Here is a 16,396-nt window from a genome sequence, read left to right as displayed (position 1 = left end):
TGTTCGCTTGGAGGGCGCGGTGGCCTCAGTTTCGGGGGATCTGTGATTCCCATCCGGTCCATCCTCGATCGTCTCCGCTTGCTTGTGGCAGGTGTCGTGACGGCTGCGGGCATGGCGGGAGGTGCCGAGATCCGCGAGCTTCAGGCCAAGGCGACCACCGAGGACTTCACGCCGGTGACTGTGACGACGAAGGGCATCGTCACGTGGGCCGATCCCGCGCTGGGGAAATACTTCCAGATCCAGGATGAGCACGGCGGGATGCGGGTGGAATTCACCGGTCCGACGGGGCCGAAGGTGAAGGATCTGGTAGAGGTGCAGGGGACGCTGGAGCGGGGCCCGTATGCGCCGGTGATTTCCGCGGCGACCTTCACCGTCACTGGCACGGGCGAGCTGCCGAGGGCGGAGAATGCTTCCGGGGGTGGCCTGCTGAATGGAGAATACAACGGGCTGCTGGTGGACATTCATGGCTTCGTCCGCAGCGCGGAAATCGTGCCGCCGAATATCTTCGTGGCCGTGCTCAGCTCCGGTTCGGCGCGCGTCACGATACGAATCAGCAATCCCGGTGACCTGGATCCGAAGGAACGGATCGCCCATCAGGTCTTCCTGCGTGGGGTGGCGGTGCCGGTGCGTGCGCGCAGCAGCCTGCGGCAGTTGGTGGATGTCGAAGTCCATGGGGTATCCAAGGAGGACTTCTATTCACGGGGGCCGGAGCCTGCGGACCCGTGGGCGAAGCCGGTGATGTCTCTCCACGAGGCTTTCCAGTATCGGCCTGCCGTGAGCCGGTCGGATCGCATCCGGGTGCGGGGCCAGGTCGTATGTCATCGCAATGGCTTCGTTTTTCTCAACGATGGCAACAGTGGCATCGCGGTCCGCGGTGTGGGTTCGGACAAGCTGAAGGCCGGCGATGAAGTCGAAGCCGTGGGCTTCCCGGATCTGGAGGATTTCCTGCCGGTGCTTTCGGATGCGGTGTTCGAGCCATTGCCTGCGGAACGACCACGGGTGAAGCCGAAGCCGATGTCGATCGAGTCATTGCAGGGTGGCCTCCAGCATGCGGCCTATGTTACGGCGCGCGGCCGTTTGTTAGATCGCTTGCAGACACCGTCGAAGGAGGGAGGGGGATTGCTGGTGCTGGCACTGAATACCCCGCGCGGTGTCTTCACGGCGGAGTTGGAGGGAGATGGGGTCGGTATCCCGAATCTGGAGGAAGGTGCGACGCTGGATGTGAGTGGCATTTGCCAGGTGAGCGTGGATGGGGTGGGGAATCCGACGTCCTTCAAGATCCTGGTGCCAGATCCTGCTCGGGTGAACGTGGTGGAGAAGGCGAGCTTCTTCACGGTGAAGCGGCTTCTGGTGATGCTGAGTCTCGTGCTCGGCGTGCTCGTCGCCGTTATCCTGTTTGCCTACCTGACGTCGCGGCGGAACCTGAGACTCGCCGCGGAAATGCGCGAGCGGAACGCGGTGACGGCGGAGCGTAGTCGGCTCGCCCGTGATTTACACGATACGCTGGAGCAGGGGTTGACGGGCATTCACCTGAGGCTTCACAGCATCGGGCCGGAGGAAGCGGATGCTTCGCCGGAGACGCGCGAGCACTTGCAGGCGGTGGATTCGCTGGTGCGGCAATGCCACTCCGAGATGCGGCAATCGATCTGGAACTTGCGCTCGGTGGCGCTCGAGAAGTTCGATCTTGCGGAGGCGCTGGAGCGCGCGGCGAAGTCGTTGACGCTGGGGTCTAACATCCGGGTGGATGCGAAGCAGAGCAGCGCCTCCGGCCGCTTGCCGGCGTTGATCGAGGACAATCTTTTGCGCATCGGGCAGGAGGCGATCACGAATGCGGTGAAGCATGCCAAGCCCTCGGTGATCACGATCGACCTGCACGTTTCCGCGAAGAGGGCGATTCTTTCGGTGGCGGACGATGGCTGCGGCATCCGTCAGGAGGCGGTGCCGGGGCGTTTCGGTCTGACAGGCATGCAGGAGCGCGCGCAACGCATCGGCGGCACGCTTCGAGTCGAATCGAACGCGCAGGGCGGCACGACCGTGGAGGTGGAGGTGCCGCTGCAGAATGGTCACGAAAATCCCAGCACATGACTCACGTTTCTCCCATCCGCATCCTCGTGGTGGACGACCATTTCGTGGTCCGCGAGGGCATCCGCAGCTTGATCCGCCGCGAGCCCGGCATGGTGGTCATCGCCGAGGCATCGCATGGGGCGGAGGGGGTGAAGATGCATCAGCTGCTGAGTCCCGATGTCACGATCATCGACCTGCGGATGCCGGTGATGGGTGGAGTTGAGGCGACCGCGCTGATCCGCAAGGAGGCACCGGATGCGAAGATCCTGGTGCTGACGAGCTTCGATGGGGACGAGGACATTCATGCGGCGTTCGAAGCTGGAGCCTCGGGCTATTTGCTCAAGCACAGCTCGGGGGATCAGGTGATCCCTGCGGTGCGTGCGCTGATGCAGGGTGGCACGTGGATCCCGCCGGAAGTGGGCGAGCATCTCGCGGCGCGACAGCGCGGGGAGGTGCTCTCGGCACGTGAGAAGGAGATCGTGCGGCACCTCGCGCTGGGCGAGGCGAACAAGGAGATCGGCGCGGCGGTCGGGATTTCCGAGCAGACGGTGAAGTCGCACGTGAAGAATATCCTGGCGAAGCTGCAGGTGCGGGATCGGACCGAGGCGGTGACGGTGGCGCTGCGGCGGGGGATCATTCACTTGCCGGAGCGGTGATATCTTGCCGCCGGACGAAGGGATGGCTAACAGTCCGGCGATGCTTCCGAAGTTGAATCTGGTATCTGCCGTGGCGGCCGTGGTGCTGTTCTTCATGCCCTGGCTCAGCATCGAGTGCAGCGGGCGGCAGATGGCCACGCAGACCGGCGTGGAGATGATCACAGGGAAGGCGACGCCGACGCAGGACGCGATGCGCGATCACGTTCATATCGAGGGACGCGATGAATCGCTCGGGCATTCCTATCTCGCGGGAATCGCGTTGGTGGCCGCGGGCATTGGCGCGGTGGTGGCGTTCATGGCGCTGGGGACCGGACGGAAAGACCTTACCCGGTTTTCGAGTGGCCTCTGTTCCTGTGCTTTCGCCTGTCTGCTGGTCCAGGCGGCGGTCGGGTTTCCGGCGAAGAGGGAACTGTTGAAAGGGATGGCCGCCAGCCTAGGTGCGCCGCAGTCGGGCATTCCCTTGGATGAGCCGGGGCGGGCCTTGGCGCAGGAAATTGCGGGGCGGATTCAGGTTACGCCGCAGCCGTGGTTTTACCTCGAGCTGTTGCTGCTGGCGATCCCGAGCGCGGTTTTCGTGAATGGCTTGCTGGACCGGGTGAAATTCAAGGGTGGCGGGGAGCCGGGCGCCTGAAAGTGGCACCTCGGGTCTCTGCAATCCGCGGCCTTGCGGCATTGGAATTCATCACGGAATCTATTCACCGATGAGCGACCAACCTTCCGACTGGCAGTCCAGCAAGGGCCTCGCCAAGAGCATGCTCCACGACCGGCCGACCCGGCGGAAGCTGATGGCGCGGAGCCTGGCGCTGCTGCTGGCGGTCTTCGCGATCGGGCTGTGGGGGATTCCCGGGTGGCTGGCGGCGGATCTCTGGCGGTTCATCATCTGGTGGGGTGCCTGCGGGTTTCTGGCGATTTTCGTGGTCGTTTTCGCGCTCTACGACGTGATGCGGGTGATCCGCGAGGAGCGGGACCGGCTTTGAAACGGCGGGGGTTTCGCCTTGCCGGGCGGGGGAGGGGACGGCTTGATTCGGCCGCATGACGCCGGAGCTTGAGGACCTGTTCGCTTTCTTACGTTTTCCCAGTGTTTCCACGGATTCGCGGAACGCCGGAGATGTCCGCGCGTGCGCCGAGTGGATCGTGGCGAAATTGAGTGGGATGGGCCTGAAGGCCACGCTCCACCCGACCGAGGGTCATCCCATCGTGGTGGCGCAAAACGAACACAAGCCCGGCCGGAAGACGGTGCTGATCTACGGCCACTACGACGTCCAGCCGGTCGATCCGCTCAACCTGTGGACGACGCCGCCCTTCGAGCCGCAGATCCGTGATGGCAAGATCTGGGCGCGCGGCTCGACCGACAACAAGGGCCAGATGCTCGCCCACATCCTCGGCGTGGAAAAGACGCTGAAGGAAAAGGGGGAGCTGCCGGTGAACCTGACCTTCCTTTTCGAGGGCGAGGAGGAGGTTGGCAGCGGCAATCTCGCGCCTTTCCTCCGTGCGAATGCCGAGTTGCTGAAGTGCGACATTATCGCGATCTCCGACACCGGCATGGTGGCTCCCGGCCAGCCGACTCTGAGCTACGGCCTGCGCGGCATTGCGGCCTGTGAGGTGATCCTGCGCGGTCCTGCGCGTGACCTTCACTCGGGCATTTACGGCGGAGCGATCCGCAATCCCGCCACGGAGATTGCGCGGCTTGTCGCGACTTTCCACGATGCCGACGGCCGCGTGCAGGTGGAGGGCTTCTACGACGATGTGAAGCCGCTGGAGGAGTGGGAGCGCGAGATGTGGTCCAAGCTTCCGGGCACCAGCGATGACGATTTCCTCCGCTACAGCGGCTCTTCGAGGACCCACGGTGAGGCAGGCTACAGCTCCGCCGAGCGGACTTGGGCCCGCCCGACCGCGGAGATCAACGGCATCGGTGGCGGCTACCAAGGCGAAGGCACGAAGACGGTGCTGCCGGCTGAAGCGTTCGCGAAGTTCACCTTCCGGCTCGTCCCGAACCAGGATCCCGCGGACATCATGGAGAAGGTGAAGGCTCACCTCGACAAGCACTGCCCGCCCGGCGTCTCGCTGCTCTATGTGGGCGGCCACGATGGCAAGCCCTTCTACACCGATCCGCACAGCGCCTATGGCGAAGCGGCGCAGCGTGCTCTCAGGACGGCCTTCGGCAAGGAACCGGTGCTGATTCGCGAAGGTGGCAGCATTCCGATCGTGCAGGCGTTCCGCGATATTCTCGGGACGGATACCCTTTTGTTAGGTCTGGCGCTTGCCGATTCGCAGATCCACTCGCCGGATGAGAACTTCCCGGTGGAGAACTTTGAAGCGGGCATCCGTCTGAATCAGGCGCTGCTGGAAGAACTCGCGAAATAACCACTCAATCAGATTACGTCGATGGCTGGTTTGGAGATGAGTGATGCCCTTGCGGAATTGGTCTTCCTTTCGTTGGACCATGCCGTGGCGTCGGTGGGCGAGGGCGGCCCTCTCATTCCATTTCTGATTATTGAAAAGGACGGAGATCGTACACTGAGCCGGTTCATGGCGGATCACCTCGAGGACTCCGTTGCCCAAGGTCGGCTTGCTCTTTCCCAATTGCCAGAGGGCACGAGTGCGTATGCTTTTGCTTACGACGGGTATGTGACCGTTGAGGGACAGAGAAACGACGCGGTCATTGTCGAGGCCTCGGAAGTGGGGAAATCTGCTGCGATCCAGCTTGCGCAGAGATACTCCGCCGAAGGTGGTAACTTCCAAACTATCGGCAACGCTGCATTCCTCGGCGAATGCAGCTCTCACTTGCCCTAGTGCGCCGCAGGCGCGCTGAGTATTGCACAAATCAAATTTTCAATCATGTCCGATTCTCCCAAGCTCGATTTCATCCGCGAGATCATCGCCGCGGACCTCGCTTCCGGTAAGCACTCGACCACGATCACGCGCTTTCCTCCGGAACCGAACGGCTACCTGCATCTCGGTCACGCGCGCGCGATCTGCCTGAACTTCGGCATCGCGCAGGAGAACGCGGCGGTGGGTGCGCGTTGCCACTTGCGGTTCGACGATACGAATCCGGAGAAGGAAGAGGTCGAGTATGTCGAGAGCATCAAGGCCGACGTGAAGTGGCTGGGCTTTGATTGGGGCGACAATCTTTTCTACGCGAGCGACTACTTCGAGTTCTACTACGACTGCGCGGTTCACCTCATCAAGAATGGCCTGGCGTATGTGGACGAGCAGACCGCGGAGCAGATCAAGGAGACGCGTGGGAACCTGACGGTTCCTGGAATGCCATCACCGTGGCGTGATCGTTCGGTGGAGGAAAACCTGGAGCTGTTCGCGAAGATGCGTGCAGGCGATTTCGAGGAAGGCGCGGCGGTGTTGCGTGCGAAGATCGACATGGCCTCGCCGAACATCGTGATGCGCGACCCGGTGATCTACCGCGTGCTGAAGGCGACCCACCACAATACCGGCGATGCCTGGTGCCTTTACCCGATGTATGACTTCGCGCATCCGCTGGAGGATGCGAAGGAGCACATCACGCATTCGCTCTGCACGCTGGAGTTCGAGATTCACCGTCCCTTCTACGACTGGACGATCGCGAACTGCCCCGTGCCGGCGAAGCCGCGTCAGATCGAATTCTCGCGCCTGAATTTCACTTACACGGTGATGAGCAAGCGCAAGCTGCTGACGCTGGTGAACGAAGGCCACGTGGCCGGTTGGGATGATCCGCGCCTGCCGACGCTTTCCGGTGCGCGTCGCCGTGGCATCCCGCCGCAAGCGATCCGCCGGCTGTGCGAGAAGACGGGCATTACCAAGTTCCAGGGGATCACGGATGTCGCGCAGCTTGAGTTCGAGATCCGCGATCAGCTCAATACGGTGGCTCCGCGTCGGATGGGCGTGCTTGATCCGCTGAAGCTGGTCATCGAAAACTGGCCGGCGGGTCAGAGCGAGGACATCGAGCTGGATAACCACCCGAAGGATCCCGCGATGGGCAGCCGCAGTGTTGCGATGTCGCGCGAGCTGTGGATCGAGGCCGATGACTTCATGGAAGTGCCGGAGAAGAAGTTCTACCGTCTGGGCCCAGATCGTCATGTGCGCTTGCGCGGCGGGTATATCGTGAAGTGCACCGGCTTTGAAAAGAACGCCGACGGCAAGATCACCGAAGTGCGTTGTGAGTATCTGGCGGGCACGAAGGGCGCCGATGCACCGGAGGGCGTGGAGTGCCGCGCTGCGATCCACTGGGTGAGCGCCGAACATGGCGTGGATGCGGAAGTGCGGCTCTATGATCGCCTTTTCACCGTGGAAGATCCGGACAGTGCGGAGGGTGGTTTCACGAGCGTGATCAATCCTGATTCGCTGAAGGTGATCCGCGCTTGGGTGGAGCCCTCGCTGGCGGATGCTGAAGCGGAGTCGGTGTTCCAGTTTGAGCGTATTGGTTACTTCGTGGCGGATCGGGCCGAGCATCAGGCTGGCAAGCCGGTCTTTAACCGGACAATTGGGCTGCGCGATTCGTGGGCGAAGAAGTGAGTGAGGTCTACTCACTGGCCGCTTAAGCCTAACCCATCTCGCGACCCTTCAGGCCGCCGTTGCTGTTGCAACAGAAACCCCGGCCGATGGCCGGGGCTGAGGGCTTTCGCGCCGTTGGCGCTGAAGAGATCGTTCGCGGTATGGGAGAGCTATTCCCCTCGACCGGCTCTTTGCCAACATGCTTGAGCAAAAAAAAGAAGCAGCCGCGGGCCTCCCTTCCCACGGCTGCTCTATCAAACAATCCACACCAAAAGCTGACTCAGGTGGGTTGCAGGCCCTCCGCCACAGGCTTGGGCAGAGGCTTGTCTTTCCGGCGCAGTGCCTTGCGCATCTTGGTCAGCGCCACGTTCTGGAGCTGGCGGATGCGTTCCCGGGTGACACCGAATTCACGGCCGACTTCCTCGAGCGTCAGCGGCGTCTTGCCGGTGAGGCCGAAGCGTTCGTCGATGATGCGGCGTTCGCGCTTGTCGAGGACTCCGAGCAGGCCGCTCAGCTCCCCGTGGAGATTCTTTTCGGACAGGCTTTCGAGCGGGTCTTCCGCACGATCGTCGCCGATGATTTCGCCGTATTCGGTCGCTTCGCCTTCATTGATGGGCGCGTCGAGCGAGGTCGGGCGTTGTGAAGCCTGCTTCAGCATGGCGAGCTTGCGGCGTGGCAGACCGATTTCGTCGGCCAATTCCTCGTCGGTGGGCTCACGGCCGAGGGCCTCGGCGAGCATGGTCGAGATGCGGCGCATCTTGGCGATCTTGTCCACCATGTGGACGGGCAGGCGGATCGTCTTGCTCTGGTTGGCGAGCGAGCGCTTGATGGACTGCTTGATCCACCAGGCGGCGTAGGTCGAAAGCTTGCCACCCTTCGCCGGGTCGAAGCGCTCCACTGCCTTCATGAGGCCGATGTTGCCTTCGGAGATCAGGTCGGCGATCGGGAGTCCGTAGTTGGAGTAGTCCTGCGCGATCTTCACGACGAGGCGGAGATTCGCCTGGATCATGTGCGCACGGGCTTCCTTGTCGCCTTTCTTGATGCGCTTCGCGAGCTTCACCTCTTCCTCAGGGGTGAGTAGCGGAGTTTTGGAAATCTCCCGCAGGTAGACCTTCAAACTGGAGTCGGAATCGTATGACATGGCTAGGTCCCGGTGTTCCCGGGTTCTATGGATTTAACGCCGCAGCGTCCGGAATTATTCCTAGAATCGGTCCGCCGTTTTGTAATCACATTGTGAAGACGGGTGGCGGGCTAATCCTTTGATATTCCTTGCATGTCGCGTGCCTCAAAAGTGAGACGGCGCTGCAACCCTTGCGGTTCAAACGATTGCATGAAATTGCCGGTCAAAATGGGGCATGCGGAGGCCATTTTCAGGCGTCAAAATGCCACGCTGGGCGCGTCAAAAGGGGACATTTGCAACGCACAAATGTCGCGCACACGGGGGCGCTGGTCAGACAACCGAGTCTGCCATGCCAGCATCGCCGAACTTTTTCGACGATCAAGGGTTGGCGCGATTTTCGGGAATAAAAAACGGCCCCGGAGGTGCGGCTCCGTTCACTGGCCCATTGGTATCGCGGAAATTTCTCCGCGTCTCGCCAAGGATTCCTTTCTGGGCGGCGTCCACCTGTTTGAAGTTACGAGATCGCATGGGAGACCTCCAGCCGAAGGGCGACATCCGCCACGACGAAGCGCTTGCCCGCAAGGCGGCCGATGGCTGTGAGGCGTCGTTCAAGGCTCTCTTCACCCGCTACTACCCTGAGATCCGCAATTTCGCCTTCCGCCGTTGTCACTGCATGGAAACCGCCAATGACATCAGCCAGACCGTTTTCATCCGGGTCGCCCGGACGGTGGCGGACTTTCGTCACGAGTCGAGTTTCCGAAGCTGGCTGTATCAGATCGCGATCAATTGCCTGCGGGACGATGTCCGGAAACGTGGCACCTACGACCGGCACGTGGCCGAGTTCGGAGAAGCGTCCGACGGGGTGGCGTCGAAGAATGCTCCGGTGCCTTCCGCGCTTCTCCAGGCCATCCAGCTGATTGAATCCCTGCCCGAGGCACTGCGGGATGCCGTGGTGCTGGTCTCTGCCCAAGGGTTGACCCATCGGGAAGCAGCCGAGGTCCTGGGATGCCCTGAAGGAACCGTGGCCTGGAAGATCTCCGAAGCGAGGCGCCACCTGACCGATCACAAGAACGCCGCACAAGCATGAGCACCGATCCACTGGATGAACTGGCAAAGGGTTCGCTGCCTGACGACCCGGAGGCCCGGCATTGGGCCTGGCTAGGAGCCCGGGCCGCGTTCGTCGATGCGTCGCCGAGTCGCGTGGAACCGGTCCGCGTGGTGGCGAGTCGCTGGCGCTTCTTCGCACCGGTGACGTCGATCGCGGCGCTGCTGATCGCCTGTGTTTCGTTGTGGGTGGTGCTTCATCGCAACGCACCGGTCAAAGCGCCGCGTGCGGTGGTTTATACCAATGCCGATCTCAGCGACTTCTTCGTCCAGGGGCGTTCTTTGTTCGGCGAGCGACTGACGGCTGTCACGGTGATCAATGGCGAGCCGACATGGCAGCTATCCGAGCCAGGTGAGGCGCAGGTCCGGCAGCCGGTGGTTGCCATCGTCCGCATCACCGACTCGAGAGGATCGCAGGTTCAAGTGGCGGCCTTGCCAGGCATGCCGGTGAACATTCCCTTCGATGGAAAGGATCTGCAGATCGAGTTCCTGCCCACGGGGAACGATCAACTGCTGGTCACGGGGCCTTCGCTGGTGTGGTCGAGTGAGCAGGGGGCCAGTCCGCTTTCTTCCTCTGCGATCGCACCCCTGCCATAATGATGAAAATGAAAACGTTATCGCCGCTGTTGGGACTGGTCGCCTTGTTTGCCCTGCTGGCAGCGGCGACCGCGGGTCCATCGCTTTCGCTGGTGAAAACGGGCGAGGAAGAAGTGGCACCGCTGGGGCCGATCCATGTGGCCGGGCCCGGCCCACATGCCATTCCCATCGCGGTCCGTGGGGTGCCGGGAGCGACCTTTTCATTGAAGGGCGAGCTGTTTCGCCGGCTCAGCGCGACGGTGGCTCCGGTGGCCGTGTTCGATTGGAAGAAGGAGGCTGCGATTCCTTCTTCCGGCGAACTCATCGTCCGGCCCGAGTTCTCCTTTGAGGCGTCCAAGACCTCGACCTCTTACCTTGCTCGGTTTCATCAGCCCGGGTTTCCGGCGCTTGCCATCATCGCGCATCCTGCGGATTTCCTGGAGCCCTTGCAGACGCTGGCACAAGGCCGGCCGCTCCAACTGGCGGGTGCTTCCGATGACCTGCGGAGAGTGCTGCAAGATGCGGGAGTGCGAACGGAGGCGGTCTGCTCCGATGCCGTTTCTTTCGAAGAGAAGTCCATCATTCTCTGGTGCAGCGAACCGGGTCCCGCTTTCGCGCCTCCGAAGGAAAGTCGCCTGATCATCACCGATCTCCTGGAACCGGGCCGTGAAGTCTGGAAGCGCTCGGCCGAGGGTGGCTGGGTCATTCACCTACATCCCTCCGCCCTCACGTCCACGCGCCTCGCGACCACCACCGGGCTGGCCCACTTGTTAGAACTCACCACTCGCGAACCGATCCCCTGATTTGCCATCATGAAACTCTCTCCATTTCTCGCCATCGGCTGGACCCTGGCTGCGACTGTCCTGGGGCAGCAGCCGGCCACGCCTGCGGCTCCCGCATCGACGGAGCAGCAAAAAAAGGAGCCCATCCCACTCAATGCCGCGGTCTTCGATTTCACTGAAGGGTCCGACAAGGTCAAAGGACTCGGTGAATCGGTGGGCAAGCTGTTGAATGCCGAGCTCTCCGCTCAGCCCGGCATGTTCCTCGTCGAGCGCGCGGAGATCGACAAGGTCCTCTCCGAGCACGAGATCACTCTTTCGGGTGCAGCGGAGGCCGGAAGCGCGGTCAAGGTCGGCCAGTTGACGGGTGCGCAAGTGCTCGTCACCGGCCGGGTGTTCAACGTCAACAACGATACCTATCTGGTGGCGAAGGTCATTTCCGCGGAGACCAGCCGCGTCTATGGCGCGACCTCGAAATACGGAGCCGGGGGTGATCCGGCCGTGGCTTCGAATGAGCTGGCAGGGAAGATCGCCGAGCTGGTCACTGCCAAGGGCGATACCCTCGTCGCGAAGGCGATGAGCTTCGAGGACCGGGTGGCCGGTCTCAAGAAGGTGGTGGCGGATGTTCAGGAACTCCCGGCTATCTACGTTCAGGTCAGCGAGACTCACTTGCGGCAGCAAGTGCCGGATCCTGCCTGCGAGACCGAGATCCAGAAGCTGCTGGAGGCTGTTGGCTTCCGCATCGTGAAGAACCGGGCCGAGGCGAAGTTCGCCATCACCGGCGAGGCCTTCAGCCAGTTTGCGAGCCGGCGAGGCAACCTCGTCTGCTGCCGAGCCCGGGCCGAGATCAAGATCGAGAACGTCGCGACCCATCAGCTCGTGAGGCCTGACCGGCGCACGGTCGGCGCGATCGATCTGGCGGAGGAAGTGGCCGGCAAGTCGGCGCTGCAAAAGGCCGGACTCGAACTTGCCGATGCGTTCATCCGCAACCTTCCCCGCTGACTATCATGAAACGCACCTCCCTGGCGTTGGCACTGGCCTACTTGATTTCGTCCATGGCTTTCGCCCGGATGTGGACGGATACCCAAGGCAGGAAGATCGAAGGGGATTTCGTCCGGATGGCGGATGAGGCTCATGTGGTCGTTCGCAAGGAGGGGAAGGAATTGAACCTGGAGGTGGCGCAGCTCGGTGATGAGGATCGCGAGTGGCTGGAGAGCCAAGGTGCGGTGATCGCGAAGCGGCCGGCTACCACGGCGCTCACGCTTGCGATCCGGGTGGAGGACATGGCTACGGCGCAGCGGAGCATTACTCCGGAGCTGGTGAATCAGCCTGATCTGGGTGGCTATCATCCGCTGACCTATGCGGCCTACACGGGCAAGCCGGAGTTGGTCGAAGCACTGCTCAAGGGAGGAGCGAATCCCAACGTGGTGGAGCAAGATGGCACGACGGCGTTCTTCGTTGCCGCGATGCTGGATCAGCCGGAAATGATCCGCGCACTGAAGAAGCATGGCGCAGTCTATCCGGCCAAGGATCTTCACCGGCAACCGGCAGGGGCGGCAGTCCGAGCGGAGGCATTGGCGAGCTTGAAGGTTCTATTCGAGCTTTATCCCGATCTTGATCCGAATGCCGGATGGCCGTGGCCGGAAGCGTTCTGGGGTGGGAAGTACGTCTCTCCCGGTGACCAGATCAATCCCTACTATGCCCGTAGTGCCCTACTCTTCGCCACCTATGTCGGCTACGACAAGATTGCCGGGGAACTGCTCGCCCATGGGGCCGATGTTCAAACGCGGACGACAACGGGCCAGGGGCCGCTGCATCGTGCTGCGGCGAATCCGCGAATCTCGACCGAAGTCGTGGCCGCACTTCTCAGCCGCGGGGCAGATCCCTTTCAGCTCTGCTCTGCGCCCCACTTCAGCCCTCGCACCCCGCTGGATTTCGCGGCCGCGGCCGGCTCGATGGAGAAGGTCCGTCTTTTGACCAAAGTCCAGGATGCGGGGAAGCACGTCCCTGAGTATCGATGGGCGGCGATGCTTGCCGCTGCGGCGGGCAAGCGGGACATCATGAACTTCCTGTTCCGCGAAATCCGTGAGGCGCCTCCGACGCTGGAGCAACTCACCGCCCGATTCACCGCAGCGCGTCAGGCGGGGCCGGAAGAGCATCAAACGATGGTGCCGGTGAACATCGTCGATGAGCCGCTTCCTGCGATCCACCCCGATGGCAAGGACAAGCCCGCTGCTCCCGGATCGGTCGCCGTGGTCGCGTCCCGCTCGCTTGCCAATCATGTCGCCCTGCTCACGAGCGAGCTTTCCTCGATCGAAGGAGTGACGCTGTTAGAGCGGGATCAACTCGGCGAGGTGGCCAGTGAGAAGTTGCTTCAAAAGCTGTCCGGCCAGAACAACGAAGCGGAAGGCCTGGATCTCGGACTCATTCCTGCGGATCAACTGGTATTCCTCTGGGAAATGAAGGTCGCGGACCGGCGCTTCATCAAGGTCACGGTCCTCTCGGCGGCGACGCGAGCCACGGTGCTCCGCCAAATCGTGGAATACTCGGAGCCGAGCGAGGAGTGGGTGAAGAATCGCCTGGCACCGGTGCTGGACGCGGTCCGCCGGGGGAAGATCGCCACGGAGCAGAAGGGGACCGCGGTTTCCCTGATTCCGCTCACACCGGTGAATCGCACCCGCGAGTGCCTGGAGCTGGTTCGATACGTGAATCTGATGCTGCCCGGCCGGGTCATGCGTGAGCCCGGAGTGAGCTTGCTGACGCTGCGGCAGATGCAGCCGCTGGAGGCCGAGAATGCCCTCACCGGCCAAGACTCCTACTGGAAGGCCGCGTGGGTGATCGAAGGAAGCATGTCCACTGAAGCGGCCGGTGACGTTTCGCTGGTGCTCTCGGCGTCGTCACCGGCGCAGGCGCGGCGTGAAGATGTGACGGTGCGCGGGAAGACCGGCGAGCTGGCAAGCTTGACCGAGAGAGCTTGGAAGGAATTGGCAACGAAGCTCGATCTCAAGGCGGGTGATCCGGTGCCAACCGCGGGCGGAACAGGAGCTTCACCTGATGAAGGAAAGTCCGTGGCACAACAGGCGGGATGGTTCCTGGAAGCGAAGTACCCACGCGATGCCTTCGATCTTGCCAATGCCTCCTACATCCTCGGCTACCGCGATCAGGAGCTGCTCCGGACGATGACCGAGGCGGCGATCGACCGGCTGCCGATCCAGCAGAAATACGGCTGCGATCATGTGAGGAAGGATCCGCGGGTGATCGATCCTGGGGTGCGTCTCAGCTATGCCTCCGCGCTGCCCGAGTTCCTGGCGTTGTGCGATTGCGCGAGGCTGTATGTGGCCGGACTTGACCGGCAACTGGTCAGTCAGGTGCGGCCTTGGGGCGGGGCAAGGTCGACGGTCTACAATGAGATCATCGCGCAGGCGCTGGCGGAGCTGAAGTTCTACCGCCTGATGATGGAAGATTGCCTGGCTGAAGACCGCTATGGGCGCGAGTTCGAGCAACTCGATCAGGAGATCATCCAGCTCACCCGCGAGTATTTGAAGCGTTGCAAGGGCCACGCCAGTGAAATGGACACACTGCGGAGTCTTCTGGCCCGGGGCTCCGGCGACAGCTTCTACGTCCGCCATGCAGCCGGGCTATTGGAAGAGATCTTCGGCCGTCTCACGGAGATCGCCGGGCAAAAGCCAGCGCATGATGACTTTCGCCATCTGCTCAACTGGCTTGGCGAACGCTGCGGCGATCCGGAGCGAGACTGCGGCCCGGAAGATCCCTTCCGCGTCTTTGCCATGAAGCTCGCTGGAATGGATGGCATCGCGAAGGCGTGGCCGCTGGAAGTCGCCGGGGTGCAGGCAGCCTGTGCGACCGAAAGGGCTCTGCGGGTTCAGTCTCTCCGGCGGATGCTGGCGGTCTCCACGGATCCCGAACGATCGAAATCCCCTCTGGACGATTCTCGGCGCGAGTGGGGTCGTTTTTTCGGCTGCATGGAAGCGCCCGGATGGGAATCCGTGTTCAACAAAGGCTATCTGCTCGGGCCCGGCGGGATCGATCGCCTGATCGCGAAACCATCCGGCGACTTTACGAGCACCGGTGAATTCGCCCGCATGGCGGCGTGGTATCATGACCTGCTGCGATGGCCGCGCATGGAAGCGTCCGCGCGGGAGAAATTCCTGCTGGAGAGGATCGACCATGCTGCAGCGCGTGAAGGAAAGGAACACCTGACGCCGGCGCAATTTGCTGCGATCTGGGATCACCTCCGGGAGCAAAACCTGCTGACTCCCAAGGAAGCCGAGGCTTTCGCGAAGCTGGTGCCGGCTGAAGCCAAGTCCGGCCCCGCTCCTGCGGATGATGGCCCGCTGCCACTCACGCATTTGCTCACGCTGCCGGAAGCAGGGAACATGGCTCAATTCGCGCGCACCACCCAGGCTGCGCTTGACCACGACCAGCTGTGGTTACCCGCGACCTACTACGAAGCTGGCGGCGATGTGCGCAACAAGCAGACTCCGCCGAGCTGCCGTCATGTCATTCACGTGATCCAGCTGGCGGACCGGATGGTGCGAACCATCGAGCTACCGAAGGAGAATGACTTGGACAGCGAGTGGGCAGCCCCCACCCAAATTGCGCCGATCGATCCCTCGCTGGTCCGGCCGGTGTTGCTTGGGGAAAAGCACGCGTACTTTCTCAAGTGTCCGCGCCCGGGCCGGTTGTATGCGATCGACCGGCAGAGCCTGAGGGTTTCCACCGTGGAGCTGCCGCTGCCGAATGTGATCGCGATGGGTTTCCGGACTCGGGGAGATGTGCTCTATCTTTCCGTGGCTGACCAGTGGCAGCCGCAAATCGGCAATGTGCGATTCGACGCCAGCTCCGTGGTCGCCGTCACGGGAGAAAAGATCACCGACACGCTGGTTTCCACCCAGCGCAAGCCGGCGCAGATGCCTCTCGATCATCCGCATACCTGGATCGACCAGATTGACGTGGGGGACCAACGGCTGGTTCTCATTTCGGGCATCGAAGCCGACTACATCGATCCCACCTTGAGCAAGGCAGCCGCTTTCTCGTGGGACTCTAACAGCTGGGCGGCCCTGACCGCCTCCGAAAGGGGCAAGGCCCGGAATGAATGGTATGGCCATTACCATCCGCTATTCCTCACGCACCGGAATTTGACCGCGGGTAGCAACAAGGTCTTCATCACCGAGGATCCGTTCGACGGCGAGGTGCCGGCGGCGATTGCGCTGGTGAAGGATGCGAATGCGGCCATGGACTTCCGCGCGGCATGGCTGACCCAGCCGAGCAGGACGGGAAAATTCCGCACGGTGCCAGTGGTCGCCACGCCGGTCGAAGATCCGCTGATGAATCGCAAGATGTTCGCGCTCCGGGTTCCTCCCGAGCAAAGGAAGTCGGGAGAGAAATACCGTTATCCGACCGCGAACGAGGTGATCAAGGAGGGCAGCTACAACGTGCGGGTGCTTGGGAAGTGGAAGGACCAGTATCTCGTTTTTCTTGCCGGGGAGAAGACGGTGACGATGCCTGCGATCTGGATGGTGCCGGAGGCCGCACTTCAGCAGAGGGTGAGCAAGCTGCCCCCGTGGTGACAGGGGCAGCACGCCGGTCCT

General features: G+C 62.3%; 13 protein-coding genes. 12 read left to right on the top strand and 1 reads right to left on the bottom strand.

Annotation, left to right across the window (positions count from 1 at the left end):
- Positions 1-42: 42 nt before the first annotated feature.
- From WKV53_RS27340 to WKV53_RS27310, 7 genes are all read left to right on the top strand, one after another.
- Positions 43-2,085 (top strand): ATP-binding protein, encoded by a 2,043-nt coding sequence (locus WKV53_RS27340; RefSeq protein WP_341408029.1) that lies wholly within the window; start codon positions 43-45, stop codon positions 2,083-2,085.
- Entirely contained in the window at positions 2,082-2,720 is a 639-nt protein-coding gene (locus WKV53_RS27335; RefSeq protein ID WP_341408028.1) for a response regulator, read from the top strand. Before WKV53_RS27340 ends, WKV53_RS27335 begins: the two co-directional genes overlap by 4 nt.
- A 70-nt stretch (positions 2,721-2,790) precedes the next feature.
- Positions 2,791-3,351, top strand: coding sequence for a hypothetical protein (locus tag WKV53_RS27330; protein WP_341408027.1), 561 nt, complete (start codon positions 2,791-2,793; stop codon positions 3,349-3,351).
- Positions 3,352-3,421: 70 nt separating this feature from the next.
- Positions 3,422-3,697 carry a hypothetical protein gene (locus WKV53_RS27325; protein WP_341408026.1) on the top strand — a complete coding sequence of 92 codons (276 nt, stop codon included), beginning with the start codon at positions 3,422-3,424 and terminating at the stop codon, positions 3,695-3,697.
- Between the two features lie 55 nt (positions 3,698-3,752).
- On the top strand, positions 3,753-5,084 hold the full coding sequence (locus WKV53_RS27320; RefSeq protein WP_341408025.1) for a dipeptidase: 1,332 nt from the start codon (positions 3,753-3,755) through the stop codon (positions 5,082-5,084).
- Between the two features lie 36 nt (positions 5,085-5,120).
- The gene (locus tag WKV53_RS27315; RefSeq protein WP_341408024.1) at positions 5,121-5,513 is read left to right on the top strand and encodes a hypothetical protein; all 393 of its coding nucleotides are present in this window, start codon (positions 5,121-5,123) and stop codon (positions 5,511-5,513) included.
- Between the two features lie 45 nt (positions 5,514-5,558).
- Complete coding sequence (locus WKV53_RS27310) at positions 5,559-7,226, top strand: glutamine--tRNA ligase/YqeY domain fusion protein (RefSeq protein ID WP_341408023.1); 1,668 nt, start codon at positions 5,559-5,561, stop codon at positions 7,224-7,226.
- Between the two features lie 259 nt (positions 7,227-7,485).
- Here the strand turns inward: WKV53_RS27310 and WKV53_RS27305 are convergent, their stop codons facing one another.
- On the bottom strand, positions 7,486-8,346 hold the full coding sequence (locus tag WKV53_RS27305; RefSeq protein ID WP_341408022.1) for a sigma-70 family RNA polymerase sigma factor: 861 nt from the start codon (positions 8,344-8,346) through the stop codon (positions 7,486-7,488).
- 505 nt (positions 8,347-8,851) lie between these two features.
- Here WKV53_RS27305 and WKV53_RS27300 point away from each other — a divergent pair.
- From WKV53_RS27300 to WKV53_RS27280, 5 genes are read left to right on the top strand one after another with little or no spacing between them, the layout of a single operon-like run.
- Positions 8,852-9,412: an RNA polymerase sigma factor gene (locus WKV53_RS27300; protein ID WP_341408021.1), complete on the top strand. Its 561-nt coding sequence runs from the start codon at positions 8,852-8,854 to the stop codon at positions 9,410-9,412.
- On the top strand, positions 9,409-10,026 hold the full coding sequence (locus WKV53_RS27295; protein WP_341408020.1) for a hypothetical protein: 618 nt from the start codon (positions 9,409-9,411) through the stop codon (positions 10,024-10,026). The genes WKV53_RS27300 and WKV53_RS27295 overlap by 4 nt, the downstream gene beginning before the upstream one ends.
- 8 nt (positions 10,027-10,034) lie before the next feature.
- Positions 10,035-10,808, top strand: coding sequence for a hypothetical protein (locus tag WKV53_RS27290; RefSeq protein ID WP_341408019.1), 774 nt, complete (start codon positions 10,035-10,037; stop codon positions 10,806-10,808).
- Between the two features lie 9 nt (positions 10,809-10,817).
- On the top strand, positions 10,818-11,786 hold the full coding sequence (locus tag WKV53_RS27285; protein ID WP_341408018.1) for a CsgG/HfaB family protein: 969 nt from the start codon (positions 10,818-10,820) through the stop codon (positions 11,784-11,786).
- Positions 11,787-11,791: 5 nt separating this feature from the next.
- On the top strand, positions 11,792-16,375 hold the full coding sequence (locus tag WKV53_RS27280; protein WP_341408017.1) for an ankyrin repeat domain-containing protein: 4,584 nt from the start codon (positions 11,792-11,794) through the stop codon (positions 16,373-16,375).
- Positions 16,376-16,396 lie beyond the last annotated feature (21 nt).

It is taken from the genome of Luteolibacter sp. Y139, from assembly GCF_038066715.1.
Taxonomy (GTDB): Bacteria; Verrucomicrobiota; Verrucomicrobiia; order Verrucomicrobiales; family Akkermansiaceae; genus Haloferula; species Haloferula soli.
The sequence above is the reverse complement of the archived record's forward strand: the minus strand, read 5'-3'. Positions and strand labels throughout refer to the sequence as shown.